We start from the raw sequence: 21,072 nt of genomic DNA, 5'->3' as shown, positions 1-21,072 counted from the left end.
GCGGGAAATCATCCCGCCGCGCGTCGTCCTGGAGCATCAGTATTCTTTTACCGCGCTTTTGGCGCTACCGAACGATCAACCGTCGAGCCCGTCGAGCAGGTCGGCCATGTCATCGGCGTGCTCTTCCTCAACTGCCAGGATCGTTTCGAAGATCCGGCGCGTGGTGACATCTTTTTCGCCGAGATAGCGAATGATTTCAGCATACGTGTCGATGGCAATGCGTTCCGCGATGAGATTCTCGCGAATCATGTCGATCAGATTGGCGCCTTCCTTGTACTCCGAATGCGCGCGTGACGCGAGACTATCGGGCGCGAAATTTGGCTCGCCGCCCAACTGGACAATTCGCTCGGCGATGGTGTCGGCGTGTTCCTGCTCCTCGGTTGCGTGCTGCGCGAATTCCGACGCAACAGCTTCCGAATGGATGCCCTTTGCCATGAAGTAATGGCGTTTATAGCGAAGCGTGCAGACAATCTCTGTGGCGAGTGAATCGTTCAGCAGCTTCAGCACGACTTCCTTGTCGGCGCCATACGTCGACGTGACCGAACCATCGTCCATGTGCTGACGAGCGCTGGCGCGAATTTTCTCCATGTCCAGCACGAACGGGTCGGACTTACCGGCGGGACCCTTCGATTGTGCCGGTGCAGCTTTTACAGCAGACGATTTCGACATTGATGTGCTCCAGAAAGAGAATGGATTTTTTGTTTGGCGGTGGGACAGCTTCCTGACTGCAGCCTCGCCGGATAGAGGCCCCGACCAGCGTCCTGAGTCGCTCTTGCGATCGCTCGCATACGGCGTGCCTGCTCGTGCCAGGCGCTTATCGTTTATCTCGCTTGGGGCGGCACGGCCTGTCACCTGCATGGCCGGCCGCTCGCGACCATCACGTTCGAAACACGCCCAGCAACAACGTAACCACGAAAACGACGAGAAAGATGTAGAACAGGATCTTCGCGATCTCGGCAGCGCCTGCTGCAATCCCGGTAAAACCGAACACAGCAGCAATAATCGCGATGATGAAAAAAACAACAGCGTAATGGAGCATGACGACCTTCCCTCTTGGTGGGTTCTTATAGGCCTCGGATCGGGCGTCGAATCCGGCTTTAAGGATGACTCGGGTGGACACTTGCCTTAAAGCGTGAAGTCAGCGTGAAGTCGCCCGCCCGTAGCGCAGGGTTTAGATAAAACCGGTCGAAGCATGCGAGCTTCAAGTACCGATGGCGATGGCTAAGGCCGCTAATCGACTATTTTCTTCGTCACGATAAAACCGAGCACAAGAAATACGACGCACAGGATCAGGAACAGCACGAACAGGAACTTCGCAATGCTGGCCGCGCCTGCAGCCACGCCGGTGAAGCCGAGCAAGCCCGCGACGACGGCGACAATGGCAAAAAACAATGCCCACTTCAACATGATCGGTTCCCCAATGAGGTTGGACTACTAGCCGGATGTTATCGAGGTGGTGATGGGCTGCCATCTGGATGCACGCCGTTTTTCGTGTAGGACATCACTGACAAACGCTTTCAATTCACTTCTGGTTTAACCCGGCCTGTCGTCAATCAAGCACAAGTGACCGTAATTCGATCAGCCCGGCACGGCGTGAAAAGTTACACTGGCCGCACCGAAACCCGGCGCACTCCCTATGACCTCCTCTTTGCACGAAGGCGGCGCGGCGAATCCGGCAGCGGCCATCACGCGGCGCGCAACCCGCTTCAGCACGCGTTTGAACGGGTGGATGCGACGTTGGAGCTGGGCTGTCGCCATGACCGTTGCCATTGTGATTACCGTTGGCGGCCTGGTGATACTCGAATCCGGCCGCATGCGGATTGCCGCGGAATACGAGACTGCGCTCGACGCGAAAGGCGCCACCACCCAGTTGACAGCGCTGGCGGCGGACATCGCGTCGCTCACGGCCGATGAACGCGCGTTCCGCCTCGCGCCGGACAACACCTACACCGCCCACTACGACGCAGCGGCGGCGAGGATCAAACAAACGGTTGCGTCACTGGATGCGTACTATCGCCGCAAAGCGGACGACACCGCGCTCGCCAGTTTCAAGCAGGTCAGCGCGATCCTCGACGCGCGGATCAACGCGGGACTCGCTGCTCGCTCCGGTTCCGACACGGCATCGAGTACCGATATCCTAGATGGCGCACTCGCCCTGCTGCGTCTGAATGAAGAACGGCGGGCGCAGTCCGCGCTCGACGCGAGCCGCGCCGACCAGCGTATTTCCACGTTCTGCGTGGGCGCATTGTGCGCGTTGAATATCGTGTTGTTCCTGCTGTTGTTTCGCAATCTCGGTATCCAGCTGGACAAGCAAGACCGCGTGCAGCAAAAACTGATTACGCAGCAAGAGGAGCTGGACCAGCTCGTGTTCGACCGCACGCGGCAACTTGAGGCGCTTGCGTGGCATTTGCAGTCGGTGAGTGAAAACGAGAAGACCCAGCTTGCCCGCGAACTGCACGATGAACTCGGTTCCATCCTGACGGCCAGCAAGATGGATGTGGCGTGGGTCAACAACAAGCTCAAGGGCGCTGAGCCCGCAATGGCAGAAAAACTCGGCCGTGCGCTTGCGAATCTCGATCAGGGGATTGCGCTGAAGCGGCGGATCATCGAAGACATGCGGCCGACCGTTCTTGCCAATTTCGGGCTGGTCACGGCGTTGCGCACCCTCGCCGATGAAACCGCGCAACGCGCCGGCTGGACACTCGAACTCGCGCTCCCCGACGACGACATCAAGCTCGGCGAAGAAGTCGAAATCGCGTTATTCCGGGTCGCGCAGGAATCGCTGACGAACGCGGCCAAATACGCGCGGGCGTCAAACGTGTCGATCGCGCTGGCGCTGGATGACGAGCGGGTATCGATGCATATAGCCGATGACGGCGTCGGCATCCGCCCGCAGGATCTGCAGCGCACGCACACACATGGGCTGCTGGGAATGCGGCAGCGGGTCAGCGCGCGCGGCGGTCATATCGAGATCGAACGACGCCAGCCGCATGGCACCGATATCCGCGTCACCATGCCCCGCGTGCGGAACTTCGATGCTTGAGAGTGCACCGTCCGACGGCTCTTTACCGGCGCTCGCACTACGCATGTAGGACTGCGCTGACACAAGTTACAGAGTGCACCTACACGATAAAAACATCCGCGCCTACAGCTTGCGGGCGCGCAGTTTTTTATGATTCTTCAGACCGGTGTGGTCGATCGAAGCGGTAGTCGTCATGGGTTTTGTTGCTTGTTCAAACCCGGCAAAACCGTTTCAAGGATCGGCCTTCGCCAAGGCCGCAATGTGTCTGGCAACTACTTTCGCAGTCGCTTTTTCTGTCGGACACCGAGTGGCCAGGATTCGAACATCGGGCACGCCTTCATGGCCGAACGGCCAACGTACCCGCATCAAACTCAAGGGGAATTGCTCATGACTCGACTTATCGCTTTGCTGTTGATCGCCGGAACTGCCGCACTCGCAGCTTGCAACACGGTGGCGGGCGCCGGCCAGGACCTTTCGAAGGGCGGCAACGCCATCACGAATTCCGCCGATAAGCACAACGCGGAGTAAGTGAGGAAGCTGGCAACAGATCGTTGGCGGTTAGTGGCCGCCAGCAATTTGCTGACCGCTGTCTTAGTTGGCTCCAGGGTTTTTTGACGCCGTGCCGGCAACGGGACGGGTCGTGGGATTCAACCAAAGCGACGACCAAAAAGAACCTCCCCTAGGGGAGGTTCTTTTTTTGGGCTTCAGGGTAGGAACTCGCACATCCAGAGTTTTGGGTCGCACTCTAACTCGGGCTTTGTGCTTTTTTTAAGACCAAATTCGGCAGAAAGCCGGGTTTCAATCGGGTCGAACGAAAGCAAGTCCGAGGTTATGTTTTTCCGACTATTCGGTTGCCCTCAAAAAAACGGCGCACTGTTTTTTGTACCGCCTGTCGTCATGCCGAGGTCAAACCAGCCCTCGCCTCTTGTAATCGAACCAGAACGACAGACCCACGCTCGCCAGGATGATGAGGGTCGCCATCACGGTCCACTTCGTGATCACTTCGCCGAGAAACACCGCACCTATCACCACGGCCACCACGGGATTCACGTACATGCAGCTGCTCGCGATAATCGGACTCGTGTGGCGAATCAGGTACGCGTACGCGACATAGGCGGCCATCGAGCCGACGAGCATCAGGTAGAGGTAAGCCAAGAACGGCGTGAACCCCATACTCACGATACGTTCGCCCGACACCCACGCAACGATCGTCGCCATCGCGCCGCCGAGGCTGATCTGCAATGCCGTCGATACCAGCAGGTCGGACGGCAGCTTGAGACGCCCCGCGAGAAACGAGCCGCCCGCCCAGAAAATCGCGCCACACAGAATCGCGAGGCTGCCGGCGGTTGAACCCGACGATGGATCGCCATGATTGAGCAGCGCAATCCCGACCAACCCAAGCCCAACCGCAACCCACTCACCCTTCGCCACTTTGCGGCCTGCAATGGCGGCGATGACCGTGGCGAACAACGGCACGGTCGCCACCATGACGGCGGCCGTGCCTGTCTCGACCGTGCGCATACCGAACGCGAGCATCCCGCTCGACAAACCCACCAGCAACGTTCCGACCGCCGCGGCGTTTCGCACTTCGGCGAAAGTCGGCCAGACCGGATCACGACGCGCAGCAAAGATGAACAAACCGATGCCGGCGAACAAGTTGCGCAATCCGGACAACATCAGCGGCGGGAACGATTCCAGCGACAGATGCACCGCCATGTAGGTCGAACCCCATACGAGGTACACCACGCAAAGGGCAAGCGCCACGCGGCCGCTGCGCGTCGCGGGAAGGCGAAACGGGAAATGATCGGGAAGATTGAACGGGCGACGCGTGGGGGTATCGGCCAAGGCTTGCGGGCTCGACACGTCGGCCAAAACGTCCGCCGAGGGCAATGGCGATGCCGAGGGCGCGACGGCTGCTGCCTGCGGAAACGGCAGCACGTCAGCCGAGGGCTGCGACTGCGGCGAGTGTGCCGGGGGCACGAACTGCGAAGCTGGAGAATCGGAAGCAGACGATCGCGAGGGCGGCAACGGTGTAGACATCCGTTACTCTGCGACGAAGATGATTGCTACGTCAACCGGCCAAACGGCCAGGCTGACGGCCAGACTGACGGGCAGACTGACAACCGCCGGTTTCGCTTTACCCGAAACCAGGGAAAGCGAAGAACGGCGCGCATGCCGCTTGAGCGTCGCGGCAAAACGGGCAAGGCAGGACAACATGTCGGAAGCAGAAAAAGGGGTCGGGCAACAACGTGCCGAAGCTCGATAACGGCTTGAAAAGCCGGCAAGAGCCGCCGCGAGTTTGCCGGACCGTTTCCGGTGAAAGAAATCGGACGGTATCCGGGAAAACACGGTGGTCGCCATTATGCAGTAAGCCATGCAAACGCACGCGTGAGTGTTACAGATGGTTGCCAACACGCTACGGCGAGGTGTATTGTTGCGGCTGCTAACGCGGGGGTCCTGCGCTGCACATCGCAATCTGTCACCGGATTGTCCGTGTGTCGCGGGTGAGAAATACCCTTTGAACCTGATCTGGATAATGCCAGCGCAGGGAAGCGTTCGGATTTTGCCGCGCAGGGGTCTTTTGGGTCTTTCTCTTCCCCGCGCACCCCGCCTAATCCGCCCGCCTCCTTCTCTGCTTTTCTTCGGTCTCCCGTAGCTAGCGTTTGACTCAGCCGTTTCTCGTGCGATTCCCGTTTTTATCGCGGGCCGGCTGGGATATATCCGCCCCCACAGCAACCATCTGCATGGGACCGGAGTAAACGCCATGGGACCAGAGTAAGCGCGAAAGCGCCAACTCTGGTCGACACGCTAACTCGGGTCGACACAGGAGAGCCGCATGAACGCCAATCCGAAATTCCTCTCCGACGACGCTGTCGTCGACGCTGCCGCCATCGCGCCGCTGCCCAATTCACGCAAGATCTACGTGACGGGCTCACGCCCCGACATCCGCGTGCCGATGCGGGAAATCACCCAATCCGATACCAACGAAAGTTTCGGCAGCGAAAAAAATCCTCCGGTCTATGTCTACGATTGCTCCGGCCCATACTCGGACCCGGAAGCAAAGATCGATATCCGCTCCGGTCTGCCGGCCGTCCGCCAAGGCTGGATCGAAGAGCGCGGCGATACGGAATCGCTCGGTGGCCTTTCAAGCAATTTCGGCCGTGAGCGCGCCGCCGATCCGGCTACCGCCGACCTGCGTTTCAAAGGTTTGCATCGCACGCCTCGCCGCGCTGTGCCGGGCAAAAACGTCTCGCAGATGCACTACGCGCGCCAGGGCATCATCACGCCAGAGATGGAATACATCGCGATCCGCGAGAACCAGCGCCGTGCGCAATATCTGGAATCGCTGCGCACGAGCGGCCCGAACGGCGAAAAGCTCGCCACGATGATGGGCCGCCAGCATCCCGGCCAAGCGTTCGGCGCCCAGGCCTTCGGTGCAAACGCCCCCAAGGAAATCACCGCCGAATTCGTGCGCGAGGAAGTCGCCCGCGGTCGCGCGATCATCCCGGCGAACATCAACCACCCGGAAAGCGAGCCGATGATCATCGGCCGCAATTTCCTGGTGAAGATCAACGCGAACATCGGCAATTCGGCGGTCACGTCGTCGATCGGAGAAGAAGTCGACAAGATGACCTGGGCCATCCGCTGGGGCGGCGACACGGTCATGGATCTCTCGACCGGCAAGCACATTCACGAAACGCGCGAGTGGATCATCCGCAATAGCCCGGTGCCTATCGGTACGGTGCCGATTTATCAGGCGCTCGAAAAGGTCAACGGCAAGGCCGAAGACCTGACCTGGGAAATCTTCCGCGACACGCTGATCGAACAGGCCGAGCAAGGTGTGGATTACTTCACGATCCACGCCGGCGTGCTCCTGCGCTACGTGCCGATGACCGCGAACCGCATGACGGGCATCGTCTCGCGCGGCGGTTCGATCATGGCGAAATGGTGTCTGGCTCATCACAAGGAAAGCTTCCTGTATGAGCACTTCGAAGACATCTGCGAAATCATGAAGGCCTACGACGTGAGCTTTTCGCTCGGCGACGGCCTGCGTCCCGGCTCGATCTACGATGCCAACGACGAAGCCCAGCTCGGCGAACTGAAGACGCTCGGCGAGTTGACGCAGATTGCGTGGAAGCATGACGTGCAGGTGATGATCGAAGGTCCGGGCCATGTGCCGATGCAGCTCATCAAAGAGAACATGGACCTGCAACTTGATTGGTGCGACGAAGCGCCGTTCTACACGCTTGGGCCCCTCACGACCGATATCGCGCCGGGTTACGACCACATCACGTCGGGTATTGGAGCCGCGATGATCGGCTGGTTCGGCACGGCCATGCTCTGCTATGTCACGCCGAAGGAACACCTTGGTTTGCCGAACAAGGACGACGTGAAGACCGGCATCATCACGTACAAGCTTGCGGCCCACGCCGCCGATCTGGCGAAGGGTCATCCGGGTGCTCAGGTGCGGGACAACGCGCTCTCCAAGGCGCGTTTCGAATTCCGATGGGACGACCAGTTCAATCTCGGTCTCGATCCGGACAAGGCGCGTGAATTCCACGACGAAACCCTGCCGAAGGACTCAGCCAAAGTCGCGCATTTCTGCTCGATGTGCGGCCCGCACTTCTGTTCGATGAAGATCACCCAGGACGTCCGTGAATATGCCGCGAAGCAAGGGGTCTCGGATATCGAGGCCCTGAAGCAAGGCATGGAAACGAAGGCAATCGAGTTCGTGAAAAAGGGTGCTGAGATCTACCAGCGCACGTAATAAAGAGCGAGCAACGAGCACGCCGGGCGCCTGCAAAGGCGCGTCGACCCGGCGACAAATAAAAGCGGCCTGTCGCATGTCATGTGCGGCGGGCCGTTTTGCGTTGGGAGGACGCTCAATCCGATACTTGTCTGCTGAATACGATGGTCGGGCACTGTTTCTGCTTCTATCAACATTGAAAGAATCGGCAGGAACTGTCTTTTCGCCACCGGGTTGGACGTGGACAGTCGGCTCATCGGCACAGCGCAGACCATGCGCGGCATGGACGATAGAGAGCCCCGCCGTTCCGACACCAACCCGTCACCCCCTCGTGGTTCATCGATTTGGAGAGTTGAAATGGACAAGATCAAACAGATTGGCGCTGCTGCTCTCATCGCCGCACTTCTCGGCGGCCTGTCTGCATGCGATCAAATGAGCACCCGTCAACGCGATACGGCCGTCGGCGCGGGTGTCGGCGGCGTGGCGGGTGCGGCACTCGGCGGTAGTGCACTGTCAACGGTGGGTGGTGCGGCCGCAGGCGGCCTGATCGGTAATCAGGTCGGCAAGTAGGTTGATACGCCGTGCCCGGTTGCCGCCCTTTAACAACACGGTGATCGGGTGCAGCTGAACTTAAGTGTTTAGGTACGCCTACAATGCCGTCCAGTGAAACAGATCGAAACATTGGGTAACGCCCCGGTGCTTTCCCACGTTTCAGCGATGCGCTAGGCTCCTGACATCCCGTTCATTCGAGCGGTAGCGTTTCGACGCAATCTGGAGTCGCATCATGAGCCCGAAGCTCGCACTATCCGCCCTCGTGGGCGCTTTGAGCTTGAGCGCTTGTTACTACGTGCCGTACGGTTCGTATGGTTATTACCCTGCGTATCCACCCTACCCGGGTACCCCGGTAGTCAACACAGCACAAACGCAGCAAGAGATTCCTGTCGCGCCTGCGGGGGCGTCCAGCGGCGGCTATGCGCAGAGCTATCAAGACACCAGCAACACCCCGCCGCCCGCGTATGCGTCTACGACACCGCAATACGTTGCTGCGCCGCCTGTCCTTTATGCGCCGTATCCTGCTTATTACCCGAGCTATCCGGTCTACGCGCCCTATCCGGCGTACTACGGCGGCTACGGTTATCCCGCGTACGGTTACGGCCCCTCGCTGTCGGTCGGCTTCGGCTGGTATGGCGGCGGTGGGCGCGGACATTATTATCGGCACTGAGTGGTTCGCGCTCGGCGTTAATGCCCGGTAATCGCCGGGCGCGCCTTACCCGTTCGATGTAACGCTTTCACACAAACCGCGCTGCAATAGCGCGGTTTGCGTCTGTGCGCGCTTGTTGTTTGTGGTGTCCGATCGCGCCAGCAGTGCGCAACGGACCGTTCCGTGCAAGCTGACGTGATATGGCACGATTTTCGCTGAGATTCCTCGACGCCGCGCCACTCCGGACGCTGCCGCTCCAGGAATCCTCACCATGCTGGTCTTCGCGCTGGTCCTGCTCTGGCTTGCCGCCTGTCTTGGCGTGATCTCCATCTGGGTGTTGGGCTGGGTTTCGCACGGCTCGCGCGAGACCGACGCGTCAGAGACACATGAACCCATCACACGCTAAGGCTTCGATACAACCCCAGAGGTATGGTTAATCCTTCCTTGACGCGCGCCATCCTCCCTCTATCCTTAGTCCAGACGCATTAGGCAAACGCTTAGTTGCAACGATGTGTCGGGCGGCGGTGCGCTTGTTGGAAAGCGAACGACGCTCACGGGGCTCTCAGTACCGGTCGCCATGACCGAAGAACGCCACGCGTTCAGCAAAATAAAAACCAGGAGACGATATGTTTCATCAGATTCTGACGCCCGTCGGCGGCTCACTCGGCTTGTCCTTTCTCGTCGCAGTGCTGCCTATTGCCGTCGTGCTGGTCCTGCTCGGTTGGGCGCGCCGGCCTGCCTGGCAAGCGTCACTCGCCGGATTGATCGTCGGCATAGTTGTAGCCATCGCCGTGTGGCACTTCCCTGTGGGACTGGCGATTGATTCCGTCGCGGCGGGCGCCGTGTTCGCCGTCTGGCCGGTCATGTGGATCGTCTTCACCGCGATCCTGCTCTATAACATCGCGCAACGCTCGGGCCGCTTCGAAGCGTTCCGGGTATGGATGATCGACAACCTCCCCAACGACCGGCGCATCGTGCTGGTCGTGATCGGCTTTTCCTTCGGCGCGCTGCTGGAAGGTATTTCCGCGTTTGGCACGCCGATCGCCATTACGAGTTCGCTGCTGATCCTGCTCGGCTTTCCGACGCTCGAAGCGCTCACCTTCACGCTGATTTTCAACACTGCACCGGTCGCGTTCGGCGCGCTCGGCGTGCCAATCACCGTGCTCGGCGCCGTGACCCATCTCTCCCCTGACCTGCTCGCCAAGATGGTCGGCCGCCAGTTGCCGTTCTTCGCTCTGCTGCTGCCGTTCTATGTGATCGGCGTGTACGCGGGCTTTCGCAACATGCTCAAGATCTGGCCGGTGCTGCTGGTGGCGGGCGGGACGTTCTCGCTCACGCAGTTCGTCACGGCGAACTACATCAATTACTCGCTCACCGACGTGCTCGCGTCGATGGTTTCGCTGATCCTCACGATTGCGTTCCTGCGCGTCTGGAAACCTGCCCCGGACGCGCGCTTCGCCGTGAACGTTGATCGGACGGCGCAGGTCCGAGGCAAGCTTTCCGGCGGGCACGGCTGGGTACCGTGGATCGTGGTGTCGGTGGTGGTGATCGTGTGGACGGTCGCAAAGATCTTCCTGATCGGCGATGTCAAGGTGCCGTGGCCCGGCCTCGACAAAGCCGTCTTCATCACGCTCTATAACCAGCCGTACGGCGCGATCTGGGACTTCCAGCCGCTCGCGACCGGTACCGCGATCCTGGTCGCATCGATTATCACCGCCCTGATCGTGCGGCTGCCGGCGAGCGAATTCGGCGCGGCGATCGTGGATACATGGGTCCAGACGCGCATCGCCATTCTGACTGTCGCGACTATTGTCGGACTCGCGTACCTGATGAACTACTCCGGAATGAACTACACGCTGGGCCTCGGCGTGGCGTCGGTAGGAGCGTTCTTCCCGCTGGTGTCGGCGTTCCTCGGCTGGGTCGCGGTGTTCCTGTCCGGCAGCGATACGTCGGGTAATGCGCTGTTCGGCAATCTGCAAGTGGTCGCGGCACGGCAGCTCAATCTCAATCCGATCCTGATGGCCGCCACGAATTCATCGGGCGGCGTGATGGGGAAGATGATCTCGCCGCAAAACATCTCGACGGGCGTAGCCACCACCGAGCTGAAAGGGAAGGAAGGCGTGGTTTTCGCAAAGACCTTCAAGCACTCCATCCTGTTGACGGTGCTGCTCGGCGTGCTGGTCTGGCTGCAGCAGAATGTGCTGACGTGGATGATTCCGCATTAAGGCGAAAGCGGATGGGCTTCTCGTTTTTTGCAGGGTTGTTTTGAATGTCAATATTCCTGCTACTCGTGAATGCGCGTGGCAGGAATCGTCAATCGTTGACAGCGGCCCGACGCGGGCTGAATCTGCCTCAGTCCCCCACTACCCGGCCCCGCGTTGCCTTCACGGCGCCTCGTCGCACTTTCCCATCCACCCTTCGCAACTGCGACGCTCGAGTAGGTTTCGTCGCCACGCGCGTACGGCGTGTCACGCTGACGCGCTGGATCATCTCGTCGAGCCGCGCGAGCGCCGCCGCACGATTCATGTCCTGCGTGCGGTGTTCCTGCGACTTGATGATGATCACCCCGTCGCGCGTGATACGACTGTCGCGTAATGCGAGCAGGCGCATCTTGATGGTTTCCGGAAGCGACGATGCCTGGATGTCGAAACGCAGGTGAATCGCGCTCGACACCTTGTTGACGTTCTGCCCGCCCGCCCCCTGTGCGCGCACGGCGCTCAGCTCGACCTCGTTCGGCTGGATCACATACTCGATCGTATGATTCACAATGCCGCCTCCGCAATCCGCGCGGCCAGACCCGAGTCACGCCGCGTAGGTGTACGGACGGCCTGCGCAAAGACCTCCGTCGAGCCGATTACCTCTATGCGGCTACGCGCCCGCGTGATCGCCGTATAAACCAGTTCCCGCGACAACATGCGGCCGAACGCGCTCGGCAATACCAGCGCGGCGTGATCGAATTCCGAGCCCTGCGATTTGTGGACCGTCAGCGCAAATGCCGTGTCGTGGGGCGGCAACGCAGCAGGAGAGAGCATCCGTAACGTGCCGTCTGCCATGCGAAAGCAAACCTGCATGGCGCCGTTGGGCGCCGGCAGCGCAATGCCGATATCGCCGTTGAACACGCCCAACGCGTAGTCGTTGCGTGTCACGATCACTGGCCGCCCGGCGAACCATTGAGCGCCCGCGCCCAGCGTAACCGACGCAGCCGCCCGGACCCACGCCGATATACGCGCGTTGATTTCATCGACTCCACGCGGCCCGTGACGCGTGGCGGCAAGGATGCGAAAGCGGTTGAGCGCATCGAAAAGCGGTGCTGCCCCGGTTCCCGCTTCTAGCGTCTCCAGCGTTTTGGCGAGCATCCGCGCGTACGGCTCGAAACCCGCGTTCAGGCGCGCCAGCGTGCGCTCGGAGAGATGAGGCCCCGCATCGTCAATAAGCAGCGCCGCTTTCGTCGGGTTGTCCTGGCTACCGGGCGTCAAGGCGGCAAGCGCATCGTCAACGGAACCGCGACGAATGGCGACCGACAGTCTGCCAATATCCGAATCCAGGCCGAACCGGTAATTACGCTGCAACCACACGACGCAATCGGTTAATGGGCTTACCGCGGTTTGGTCAGGCTCGACATGCGCCACCGGATGCCAGTCGACTTCGGGCAAACCGGCGAATCCATCGTAAGCGTCATTGCCGTCGTCGGGGATCAGATAATCGGGTTCGTTGATCCACTGGGGCTCGGTTTCAAGCAGCGCGACCAGATCAACGGCGTCGCCGTCCCGGTCGTTCGGCAACGCGGCAATGAACCGCTCCGCCGGCATCGACAGCGCTGCCGCGATCCGTGCCGCGCCAGCATCGCTGTACACCGGCCGCGCGCTCAGTTCAGCGAACACCGCGCCCGCTTCCACGGCGGCAAGTTGATCCTTGTCGCCAAGCATCACGAGTCGCGCACCGGGCGCGACCGCTTCGAGGAGATGCGCGGCCAGCGCGACGTCGATCATCGATGCCTCATCGATCACGATCACATCGAACGGTAGCGGGTTATCGCGATGATGCCGGAAGCGCCCGTTCGCCTGCGTGCCGAGCAGACGCTGCAGCGTGAACGACGTGTGCGGCAATCGCGCTGCCAACTCCGGCGGCAACCTATTGGCACGTTCGACCAGTGCCTCCTGCATACGCTGCGCCGCCTTGCCCGTGGGCGCCGCGAGCGCGATGCGCAAAGCCGGGTTTTCGTCGAGCAGGCAAGCGAGCACACCGACAACCGTCGTTGTCTTGCCCGTTCCCGGCCCCCCGCTCACGATGGTGAGACGCCCTGACAACGCGACGAGCGCTGCCACGCGTTGCCAGTCGATGTTGTCATCGTCGTTCTCTGACCCGGCGAAATAGCGCCCTACGCGCGCTTTCAATTCAGCCGGATCGGGCGCATCAGCCGCGACCTGGGCACGTTCGACCAGTGCCCGCGCGAGCCGCCGTTCGTAGTCGAAATACCGGGCGAGATAGATACGCCGGCTGGAATCTATAACAAGAGGAAGCAGGTCCGCAGCAGCTTCCTGGCCGTCACACACCACGCCACTCGCCAGCAACGCGGTGTGAACCTTGCCGGCAGTTTCGCCGTACCGCTGCGCGAGTGCATCGAGCGCGATACAAACGTGCCCTTGCGTTGTCGCGCGGCTTACTGCAAACGCCGCGCGCTGGGCCCAGCGGACGTTGTTGGCGTCTCCCTGAAGGCGCTTCGATAACCCGCCTATCCGGCGCGCGAATCCGTCGGCGAGCGCAATACTGTCGTCGGAGACAAGAGTCAGGTCGGGCGCGTTCATGCGGCAACTCCTTGCATCAGTCGATCGATCGCTTCGATCAGTTCCAGCGATGGCTTGCCCACATGCACACCCGCCGGCCTGTCACCATCGCGCCAATCGGGTCGTACGCCGCGCACGAACAAATACAAATAACCGCCGATGTGCCGCTCAAACCCGTAGTCGCGTAACCGCAAACGCAGATAACGATGCAGCGCGACCGTGTAAAACAGCGCCTGCAAGTGATACGCATGCGAGGCCATTGCGGCGTCGAGAGCTTCCTCGTCGTAATCGGCGGGTGTCAGCCCAAGATGATTCGACTTCCAGTCGACGATCCAGAAACGCCCTTCATGCTCGACGATCAAGTCGATGAACCCCTTGACGAAACCGCGCAAGGTTCCGGCTTCCAGCGCGACGTCGGGGAAGCCATGCGCGACCAGTACGCGCCTCAAGGCCGTGAAATCCAAAGATTCTGCCGGGAACAGGAACTCGAGTTCGTTCATGCGTCGCTTGGCGGGAATGGTATCGAGGCGCATGCCGGGTACGAGTTGGGTTACGACCGTATCGGCGAGCAGGCGCGCCATCATCGCGGGCAGGTTGGCGGTCAGCGCGTCGGTCGCTGAAACAGGAATGGGATGCTCATGTAACGCGCGCTCGATCGCTTCGGGCCACTTTCCCGAGTTCGTGAAATCCGCGAGTTCGTACATGCGGTGCAGGCACTCGCCCGCCGAGGGGCCGCGCGGGAATAAGAGGATATCGTCGGTATCGAGTTCGACCGGAGGCAACGGCGTTTCAATCGGCGTCACTAGTGTAAGTGCCGCTACTGCGTCGATACGCCCGTCGTGGTCGGGGCGTTCGTCGGTGGGCTGCGCCTGATTTGATTCCTCACGTGCGCCGGCCGCGATCATGGAACTGAAACTGGCGGTCCGCCAACTGTCACGCAACACGCGACGACTGGTTCGCGGTTGCGGCGTGAAATCTGCGTCTCGGCTAACGATGAGCGGTTCACGCACATCGATCACAGGCAAGGGTTCGACCGAAATGGAGCCCGTCGCGAGCGCTTGCCAACTTCCGATCACGTCGTCTTCTTCGGGTGGTTCAGCGAGCCAGTCGCTGAATTGCCGGCCAGCGCCTGCGACCAGCCAGTTCAGCACGCTGCGCCGCGACTCCTTCGCTGATTTGCCGATCAGATACACGCCTCCAACCAGGTAACAGCGGTACACCGCACGCGTGAGCGCAACGTACACGAGCCGCGCGCGTTCGGCGGCTTGCTCGCGCGTGGCGAGTCCGGACGCGCGCTCACCCTCTTCGTCGGTGTAGCCGTAGTGCAGTATGGCCGCGCCGTCGTCGTGGTATTCGCGGGCATCGGGCAGTCCTGTGGACGGTGGGTCGCGCAACGCGCCATCGTTCAGGAACGGACAGAACACAACCGCGTATTCCAGTCCCTTCGATTTGTGCACCGTGACGATCTGAACGAGATTGCGGTCGGACTCGAGCCGCAACTGCGCATCTTCTCCGCCGCCCTGCTCTGCACGCTGCGCGGCTAGCCAGCGCAGGGTGGGCGCAATGCCGGGTTGAACCGCGCCACGTGCCTGGATCAGCTCGGCCAGATGATTGACGTTGGTCAGGCGGCGCTCGCCGTCCGGACCGACAACGAGACGTTGCGCGATCAGCAGCTCACGCGCGAGCGTGCGCCACATCACCGCAAAACCGCGCTCGTGCCAAAGCATCCGGTAACGCGAGAAACGTTCGACCCAACTCATGGCGTCGATCGCGGCGGAGCCTTCTACCGCTTCGCTATGCTCCATGCTCCACAACGCCGCGGCATCGAGCCCGAGCCAGTCCGTTGCAAGCGCCGCGCGCAGACGACGCAAGTCGCCAGGGGTATCGATAGCGGCTAGCAATCGCTCGATCTGCTCCGCATCGAAGGTACCGAATACCGATGCTTGCGCCAGTTCCACGCTGCCCACGCCCCAGCTTGCGAGCACCCGCTTGACGAGGCTCCCCTGCCGATGCGTCTGCACAAGTACCGCAATCTGGCCGGGCGACAGAGGCTTGTCGCCGATCGTTACTTCGCCGTTTTGAGCACCGCGCAACAACCGCACGATCTCCGCCGCGCAGGCCTGCGCCGCTTGGCGGTTCGCGTTCGTTTTCGACAGCGCCGAATCGCCTTGCGGCAACATCCACACGCAGAAATCAGCGGTGTCGGAATACGCCGCCGACGCGGTTTTGTCGTTGAACGGCTTGCGCTCGCGCGTGCCTGCGCGCACCGGCTGGTAAGTCAATCCGTCCAGGATGAACGCTGCCGGATTTGCACTGAAAATGCGGTTGCAAGCGTCGATGATCGGTTCAGTCGAGCGCTGGTTGACCGCAAGCGTATATCTCGCCGATGCCTGCTTGCGCGCCGTCAAATACGTATGCAGGTCGGCGGCACGAAAACTATAGATGGCCTGCTTCGGATCGCCGACCAGAAACAACGGCCCTTGCGGCGCGAAGATGCTGTTGAAGATGGCAAACTGCAGCGGATCCGTGTCCTGGAACTCATCGATCAATGCAGCCGGATAACGTGCCCGAAGTGCATCGGCAAGCCACGGATTCGCGTCGAGCGCCTGATAGAGGTTCGACAACAGATCGTCGAACGACACCACGCGCCTCGTCCGCTTGCGCACCGCCAGTTCCAGCGGCGCGTAGTTGAGCCACTCGCGCACGATGCCGAGCCATGCCGCGCGCTGCGCCGCTTCCGCGGCGGCAGCAGCGGCGGCAAGCGTCTCGGCGTGATCGAAGAAAGCATGCGTGGGTGGCTCGTTCTTCACCTTCGTGCCTTTCTTCAACGCGCTCGCCGTGAGCTTCAGCGCTTCTTTCGGCGGCGCGGCGTGACAATCGTTGTCGGCGAAATAGTCGGACCACGCGGCAATCGCCGCGTCGATCAGCGTGCGCTTATGCGTGGTCTTGCTGAGCTTCGCTTCGGCGTCGATCAGCAATTGCACGATGGTGTCGCGTTCGGCTTGCCACACCGCGCACGCCGTATCGAACAAGGCTTGCGCGTCCTCGCGGTGGGCGAGCTCCGACTCACCCCAGCGCAACATGGCGAGCGGTTTTTTAAGCCGGCGCGAAAGCTGCGCGTCGAGCGACGCCGGTCCTGCGCCCTTGCTCACGAGCCAGGCGGCAAACGATGAATCCCGCGCCGCCGCCGGTTCGACCCGTTCACGCCAGAAGTCCGCTGCCATCTCGAAGCGCAACGCGCTGTCGTCGGCTTCCAGATCGAACGCGAAAGGCATGGTTGCAGCGAACGGCGCCTCTTGCAGAGCACGCTGGCAGAACGCGTGAATTGTGTGGATGGCGGCCTGGTCGAAGGTATGCAGCGCGATTTTGATGCGCTTGAGCGCTTCATCAGGCTCGACGCGTTCAAGCGTGGTCTCGAACAGGCGCTCGAGGAAGGCGTCGCCCGCGGTGTCCCCGGTTTCCATTGCGTGCGCGATCTGGACGAGCCGCGAGCGGATGCGCTCATGCAGTTCAGCCGTGGCCGCCTTCGTGAAGGTGACGACGAGGATCGCGTCCGCGGCGAGCTTCTTTTCAAGTAGAAGGCGCACGTAGAGCGCACAGATGTTCCACGTCTTCCCCGTTCCCGCCGATGCTTCGATCTGGTTCACGCCGTCGAGCGAGCATTCGAAGACGTCAAGTTCGTCGGCGGCGTCGGCCGACGTGGCCGTCAGTGTGGTTGTTTCGGTACGCATCATGCGTCGCTCCGCATGTGCTGGATCAACGGCTCGAAGACGATCCTGGCCAACGTGGCGAAGGTTTCATCGAGTCTCAGTTCCGCGCCGCGAAACGCGATACGCAACGCGGGATCGTCCGATTCTCCGCGCGTCCTGTCCGACACCCACACGCCCTGCGCCTTGGACTCGCTCTCCTTGACCCACGTCCACGCGCTCTTTGGAAAGAACCGCAGCGGCAAGCGCTGCCCGGCGCGATACAACGCAGCGAGTGTTGCCAGGTGCGTGTGAGGATCGTCGACGGGCGTCAGTTCAAAGCCGCTCGATTGCGCGCCGCGCCCGTGCCACACCGTGCGTCGAGGGCCATCGGGCAATGCCGCGCAATAGGCAAGATGTGCAAGCCATGCACAGAGGTAGTCGCGAGCGCGGGGCACATCGTATCGGTAAATGATCTGGCCTTCGTCGGTGAGCAAATTCAACGTGCCGTGAAGCTGCAGGGGCTGCAAAGCGTCACCTTGCAACGCAGCGTCGTGGCGGCCGAACAACTCGACATCCGGCCAACGTGGCTTGATATCCAGCGTGAACGGCAAGCGCACTGCCCGTTCCCCCGTCGCGACCCGCACCCGATTGGCAAGCGAATGCAACGCGCCGATTTCCCGCGATTGCCATACACCGCCCGTCGCGCCGCCTGGCATTTCAGGACTTGCACGCGCGACCCGCCGTGCACGATCGAGCCCGCGTGCTTCATTGTGGGCGGTGAGTGCGAGCAGCGACGGCAGCACCCGATCTGCCAGCGCGGCACGGCCCGGATATTCGAGCTCGAACGGTTCTGCATCACCGAGTTCGGTCTCAGCGTCGAAGAGCGAAATGCCGAGCCGATCACGCAAGATAGCGCGCGCCGGATGACGCCAGAAACGCTCGAAGTCATCGAATGCAACGGGTTCCACCTCCTCCGCCGGCAACGGCTCAATAAAAAATTTCATTGACGGTTCGATCTTGCCGAGCGCGAGCGCCTGGGCCAGTTCCGCACGCTCCGGCTCGTAGGTGAACAACGGCGCGCTGAAGTACTCAGGCGCGAACGGCTGCAACGGATGCTCGAACACGAAGCGGCTGCGCGCGCTCTCGCGCTCGTTCGGCGGTGCACCCGTGCCTGCCACCGTTTCCTCAAGATAGTCGAGCAGTTCGTCGATCAGCGCGGCAGGCGGCAGCGCGGCGTTGTCGCGAATGCTGCGTCCCGTGTAGGCAATCATCAAGCGGTCCCGCGCCGACAACAGCAAGTCGAGGAACAGATTGCGTTCGTCGTCACGGCGTTGCCGGTCACCGAGCTTGCCGAAACTCGCCATCAGGTCGAATTCGTCGGCGCGCGTAAGGCTCGGCAACATGCCGTCGTCCATGCCGAGCAGGCAGACCACGCGATAGGGCAACCCGCGCAAGCTCGTCAGCGACGAAAACGTCACGCCGCCCCATGGGACACCACCACGCGCAGCGTCGTCGAGTGCGTCAGTGAGTGCCGTTCGCAGAACGTCGGCGGCAATTTCGGTGTCGACAGCGCCTTCACCCATGGAAAGCATCAGTGCATCGAGTGTCGAACGGACGTCGGCGATTGAGTCCGCGAATGGCAGACCGGCATCGAAGAACTGGGTGAGCGCGTCGAGCAGCAATTGCGTCCAGGCCTGCGGCGTACGCGCGGTGGCTATACGTTCGCCGAACGCGTCAATGTCGTCGACAAACCGCGTCAGCCGACCGAGCAATTGCGCATCCGATCCTTGCGGGCCGCCAACCGGCAGCCATTCGTCGACGGGCGCGCCGCCGTCGGGCAGCGCATAGCCGAGGAACAGTCGCGTGAGGGCATCGGAGAAGGTGTGACGGGCTGCCGGCACGTCGGCGCCCGTCACCACCGACGGCGTGAGCCCGCGCCGCGCGCCAGCCGCCGCAAGCCACGTCTGCGCGGTTTCCAGCGCGACGGCATCTATGCCATAACGTGCCGCGACCGCATCGACCCGCAACCATTCGATCAACTCGGGCGCGCCGACACTGCGTTCAGGCAACGCCAGCCAGTCCAGCAGCACGCGTGCGACCGGGTTTGCCTGCGAAGGCGGCAGACCCGTGATCCGATACGGAATCCGCCGACGCTCACCAGCCACGCCAGCGGGCGCGGTGCCGAACACCCCGTCGATGAGCGGACCCGCCGCCGCCAGATCAGGAAACGCCACGAGCACATCCGACGGCTGCAGCCCCTCTATCTCGTCGAACCAGCCGAGCAAACGGTCGTGCAACACTTCAAGCTGCCGCGACAAGCTATGGCACACATGAATTTCGATACCGGGTTCAAGCGCTTCGTGCGCTTCGTCCAGTCCCGCGACCTCCTTCAAATTGAGGATCGCGTTCTGCACGCGGGCGAGCCACGTGGGCGCGAGATTCTCCTCGAAATGGCTCGCTTCCCGCGACGCCGCGCTCTCCGTCAGCTCGCGCAGCATGTGCAATTGCGCCTGCGTCTGGCGGCCCCATTCGGCGAGCAGCGGATGGCCTACCTCCTGAAAGTCCAGCTTTCCCGCCAGTTCGAGCTGTTCCACGCGCGCCTCGCTCACAATGTCGAACCAGAACTCGCGACACGGGTCAATGGCGTAGATCCGTACGTCGATCCATCGCGACAACTCGCGCAACAACGCAATATGCAATGGCGGCATGGTCGGCAACGCGAACACGCTCACCCGCTCCGGCCACTCAGCCTTCATCACGGCGTCGAGATCGAGTTTCGGTGAATCGCTCAGGAACCGGTACGCGGGAGGCGTGGGATCGTGAGCGTCGGCGTTCTGTGCGAGGTCAGCGAGCAGCGCACGCCATAGCGAGGCCTGCCAGCGTTCGTCCTCGCGCTGGATAGCCGTGGCGTTCGGCAGGCGCGGACCGTTTGCATCGATTGCCCCGCCGGCGGACGCCAGGATCGACCCGCCGGCCTGCCAGTGCAGCAGCCATTCCGGCCGATACGTCAGATAGTGGTCGAACACCGTCGCGATACGGCGCGCGAGTTCATAGCGCATGGAGTCGTCGGCGGCGTCGAGGTAGGCGCCCAGTCGCGACGAGCTCTCCGGCGCAGCCTCTGTCATTGCGCCGAGCAGCCGGAAGCAGCGCCACACCAGCCGGTCGGGTGCAAACGGCGAATGCTCGGGTACGGGCAATACGTCCCCGATCCGGGCCCACAACCACTGCGCGAGATAACACAGGTCCACGTTTGCACAAATGCCAAAGCGGGCGGCCATGTCCAGTTCGAGCCGACGGCGCACCGCCGCGCTCGGCACAATGATCGTCTGGCTCGCGAACGGATCGCCGCCATTCAGCGCGAACGCGGCGACGTCGTCGAGCAGCGCCTGCGACAGCGTTTCATGGCGATTCGAATAGAAAAGTTCGAGCATGGATCCTGCTAGTTGGGCATGAAAGGCAACAGCTCGAACAGCCGAGGCCACGATCGTGTCGCGAGGTGAAACGACAGGATAGCAAAGGGCGTTCTTATCCGGGATTCGTCCGAACGGCCTAGGTTTGGATGCCGTCGAGTTGGGTTAGACTCGAAGCCACATTAAGTCAGGTCCGGGTGCGCCCATGTGGCGCGCTTA

16 protein-coding genes and 1 riboswitch are annotated in these 21,072 nt (G+C 61.7%); of the genes, 7 read left to right on the top strand and 9 right to left on the bottom strand.

The window, feature by feature from the left end:
- Positions 1–75: 75 nt before the first annotated feature.
- The 3 genes from BSU04_RS11635 to BSU04_RS11625 form a co-directional block, all read right to left on the bottom strand.
- Complete coding sequence (locus BSU04_RS11635; protein WP_089160742.1) at positions 76–669, bottom strand: ferritin-like domain-containing protein; 594 nt, start codon at positions 667–669, stop codon at positions 76–78.
- A 208-nt stretch (positions 670–877) separates the two neighbouring features.
- Complete coding sequence (locus BSU04_RS11630; RefSeq protein ID WP_074264073.1) at positions 878–1,039, bottom strand: DUF1328 domain-containing protein; 162 nt, start codon at positions 1,037–1,039, stop codon at positions 878–880.
- Between the two features lie 191 nt (positions 1,040–1,230).
- Positions 1,231–1,407 (bottom strand): DUF1328 domain-containing protein, encoded by a 177-nt coding sequence (locus BSU04_RS11625; RefSeq protein WP_089160741.1) that lies wholly within the window; start codon positions 1,405–1,407, stop codon positions 1,231–1,233.
- A 229-nt stretch (positions 1,408–1,636) separates the two neighbouring features.
- Here BSU04_RS11625 and BSU04_RS11620 point away from each other — a divergent pair, with 229 nt between their 5' ends.
- Both BSU04_RS11620 and BSU04_RS11615 read left to right on the top strand, forming a co-directional pair.
- The gene (locus tag BSU04_RS11620; protein ID WP_089160740.1) at positions 1,637–3,043 is read left to right on the top strand and encodes a sensor histidine kinase; all 1,407 of its coding nucleotides are present in this window, start codon (positions 1,637–1,639) and stop codon (positions 3,041–3,043) included.
- 366 nt (positions 3,044–3,409) lie between these two features.
- Positions 3,410–3,550, top strand: a complete 141-nt coding sequence (locus BSU04_RS11615) for an entericidin A/B family lipoprotein (RefSeq protein ID WP_031363847.1) — start codon at positions 3,410–3,412, stop codon at positions 3,548–3,550.
- Between the two features lie 378 nt (positions 3,551–3,928).
- On the opposite strand, the gene BSU04_RS11610 is transcribed toward BSU04_RS11615, so the two are convergent.
- Both BSU04_RS11610 and BSU04_RS45325 read right to left on the bottom strand, forming a co-directional pair.
- Complete coding sequence (locus tag BSU04_RS11610; RefSeq protein ID WP_089160739.1) at positions 3,929–5,062, bottom strand: EamA family transporter; 1,134 nt, start codon at positions 5,060–5,062, stop codon at positions 3,929–3,931.
- Between the two features lie 3 nt (positions 5,063–5,065).
- Positions 5,066–5,383: a hypothetical protein gene (locus tag BSU04_RS45325; protein WP_144021199.1), complete on the bottom strand. Its 318-nt coding sequence runs from the start codon at positions 5,381–5,383 to the stop codon at positions 5,066–5,068.
- Between the two features lie 79 nt (positions 5,384–5,462).
- Positions 5,463–5,591, top strand: a riboswitch (TPP riboswitch).
- A gap of 267 nt (positions 5,592–5,858) precedes the next feature.
- Here BSU04_RS45325 and thiC point away from each other — a divergent pair.
- From thiC to BSU04_RS11590, 5 genes are all read left to right on the top strand, one after another.
- The gene (gene thiC, locus BSU04_RS11605; protein WP_089160738.1) at positions 5,859–7,790 is read left to right on the top strand and encodes a phosphomethylpyrimidine synthase ThiC; all 1,932 of its coding nucleotides are present in this window, start codon (positions 5,859–5,861) and stop codon (positions 7,788–7,790) included.
- A gap of 336 nt (positions 7,791–8,126) precedes the next feature.
- Positions 8,127–8,339, top strand: a complete 213-nt coding sequence (locus BSU04_RS11600; RefSeq protein WP_031363843.1) for a glycine zipper 2TM domain-containing protein — start codon at positions 8,127–8,129, stop codon at positions 8,337–8,339.
- Between the two features lie 214 nt (positions 8,340–8,553).
- A complete protein-coding gene (locus BSU04_RS11595) occupies positions 8,554–8,991 on the top strand; it encodes a hypothetical protein (RefSeq protein ID WP_089160737.1) in 438 nt (145 codons plus the stop codon).
- Positions 8,992–9,241: 250 nt separating this feature from the next.
- The gene (locus BSU04_RS47500) at positions 9,242–9,376 is read left to right on the top strand and encodes a hypothetical protein (protein WP_256982526.1); all 135 of its coding nucleotides are present in this window, start codon (positions 9,242–9,244) and stop codon (positions 9,374–9,376) included.
- Positions 9,377–9,596: 220 nt separating this feature from the next.
- Positions 9,597–11,195: an L-lactate permease gene (locus tag BSU04_RS11590; protein WP_089160736.1), complete on the top strand. Its 1,599-nt coding sequence runs from the start codon at positions 9,597–9,599 to the stop codon at positions 11,193–11,195.
- A 127-nt stretch (positions 11,196–11,322) separates the two neighbouring features.
- On the opposite strand, the gene arfB is transcribed toward BSU04_RS11590, so the two are convergent.
- From arfB to recC, 4 genes are read right to left on the bottom strand one after another with little or no spacing between them, the layout of a single operon-like run.
- Positions 11,323–11,736, bottom strand: coding sequence for an alternative ribosome rescue aminoacyl-tRNA hydrolase ArfB (arfB, locus tag BSU04_RS11585; protein ID WP_256982522.1), 414 nt, complete (start codon positions 11,734–11,736; stop codon positions 11,323–11,325).
- Positions 11,733–13,775 (bottom strand): AAA family ATPase, encoded by a 2,043-nt coding sequence (locus BSU04_RS11580; RefSeq protein WP_089160735.1) that lies wholly within the window; start codon positions 13,773–13,775, stop codon positions 11,733–11,735. Before BSU04_RS11580 ends, arfB begins: the two co-directional genes overlap by 4 nt.
- On the bottom strand, positions 13,772–17,488 hold the full coding sequence (recB, locus tag BSU04_RS11575) for an exodeoxyribonuclease V subunit beta (protein WP_256982520.1): 3,717 nt from the start codon (positions 17,486–17,488) through the stop codon (positions 13,772–13,774). Before recB ends, BSU04_RS11580 begins: the two co-directional genes overlap by 4 nt.
- A complete protein-coding gene (gene recC, locus BSU04_RS11570) occupies positions 17,485–20,874 on the bottom strand; it encodes an exodeoxyribonuclease V subunit gamma (protein ID WP_089160734.1) in 3,390 nt (1,129 codons plus the stop codon). The genes recB and recC overlap by 4 nt, the downstream gene beginning before the upstream one ends.
- Positions 20,875–21,072 lie beyond the last annotated feature (198 nt).

Source organism: Caballeronia sordidicola, assembly GCF_002220365.1.
Lineage (GTDB): Bacteria > Pseudomonadota > Gammaproteobacteria > Burkholderiales > Burkholderiaceae > Caballeronia > Caballeronia sordidicola_C.
The sequence above is the reverse complement of the archived record's forward strand: the minus strand, read 5'-3'. Positions and strand labels throughout refer to the sequence as shown.

Excerpts from the sequence above, each read along its gene's own strand:
- BSU04_RS11580 (WP_089160735.1), bottom strand. The coding sequence starts at position 13,775 with ATGAACGCGCCCGACCTGACTCTTGTCTCCGACGACAGTATTGCGCTC.
- BSU04_RS11620 (WP_089160740.1), top strand. The coding sequence starts at position 1,637 with ATGACCTCCTCTTTGCACGAAGGCGGCGCGGCGAATCCGGCAGCGGCC.
- BSU04_RS11610 (WP_089160739.1), bottom strand. The coding sequence starts at position 5,062 with ATGTCTACACCGTTGCCGCCCTCGCGATCGTCTGCTTCCGATTCTCCA.
- thiC (WP_089160738.1), top strand. The coding sequence starts at position 5,859 with ATGAACGCCAATCCGAAATTCCTCTCCGACGACGCTGTCGTCGACGCT.
- recC (WP_089160734.1), bottom strand. The coding sequence starts at position 20,874 with ATGCTCGAACTTTTCTATTCGAATCGCCATGAAACGCTGTCGCAGGCG.
- BSU04_RS11600 (WP_031363843.1), top strand. The coding sequence starts at position 8,127 with ATGGACAAGATCAAACAGATTGGCGCTGCTGCTCTCATCGCCGCACTT.
- BSU04_RS11625 (WP_089160741.1), bottom strand. The coding sequence starts at position 1,407 with ATGTTGAAGTGGGCATTGTTTTTTGCCATTGTCGCCGTCGTCGCGGGC.
- BSU04_RS47500 (WP_256982526.1), top strand. The coding sequence starts at position 9,242 with ATGCTGGTCTTCGCGCTGGTCCTGCTCTGGCTTGCCGCCTGTCTTGGC.
- BSU04_RS11630 (WP_074264073.1), bottom strand. The coding sequence starts at position 1,039 with ATGCTCCATTACGCTGTTGTTTTTTTCATCATCGCGATTATTGCTGCT.
- recB (WP_256982520.1), bottom strand. The coding sequence starts at position 17,488 with ATGATGCGTACCGAAACAACCACACTGACGGCCACGTCGGCCGACGCC.
- BSU04_RS11615 (WP_031363847.1), top strand. The coding sequence starts at position 3,410 with ATGACTCGACTTATCGCTTTGCTGTTGATCGCCGGAACTGCCGCACTC.
- BSU04_RS11590 (WP_089160736.1), top strand. The coding sequence starts at position 9,597 with ATGTTTCATCAGATTCTGACGCCCGTCGGCGGCTCACTCGGCTTGTCC.
- BSU04_RS11635 (WP_089160742.1), bottom strand. The coding sequence starts at position 669 with ATGTCGAAATCGTCTGCTGTAAAAGCTGCACCGGCACAATCGAAGGGT.
- BSU04_RS45325 (WP_144021199.1), bottom strand. The coding sequence starts at position 5,383 with ATGGCGACCACCGTGTTTTCCCGGATACCGTCCGATTTCTTTCACCGG.
- BSU04_RS11595 (WP_089160737.1), top strand. The coding sequence starts at position 8,554 with ATGAGCCCGAAGCTCGCACTATCCGCCCTCGTGGGCGCTTTGAGCTTG.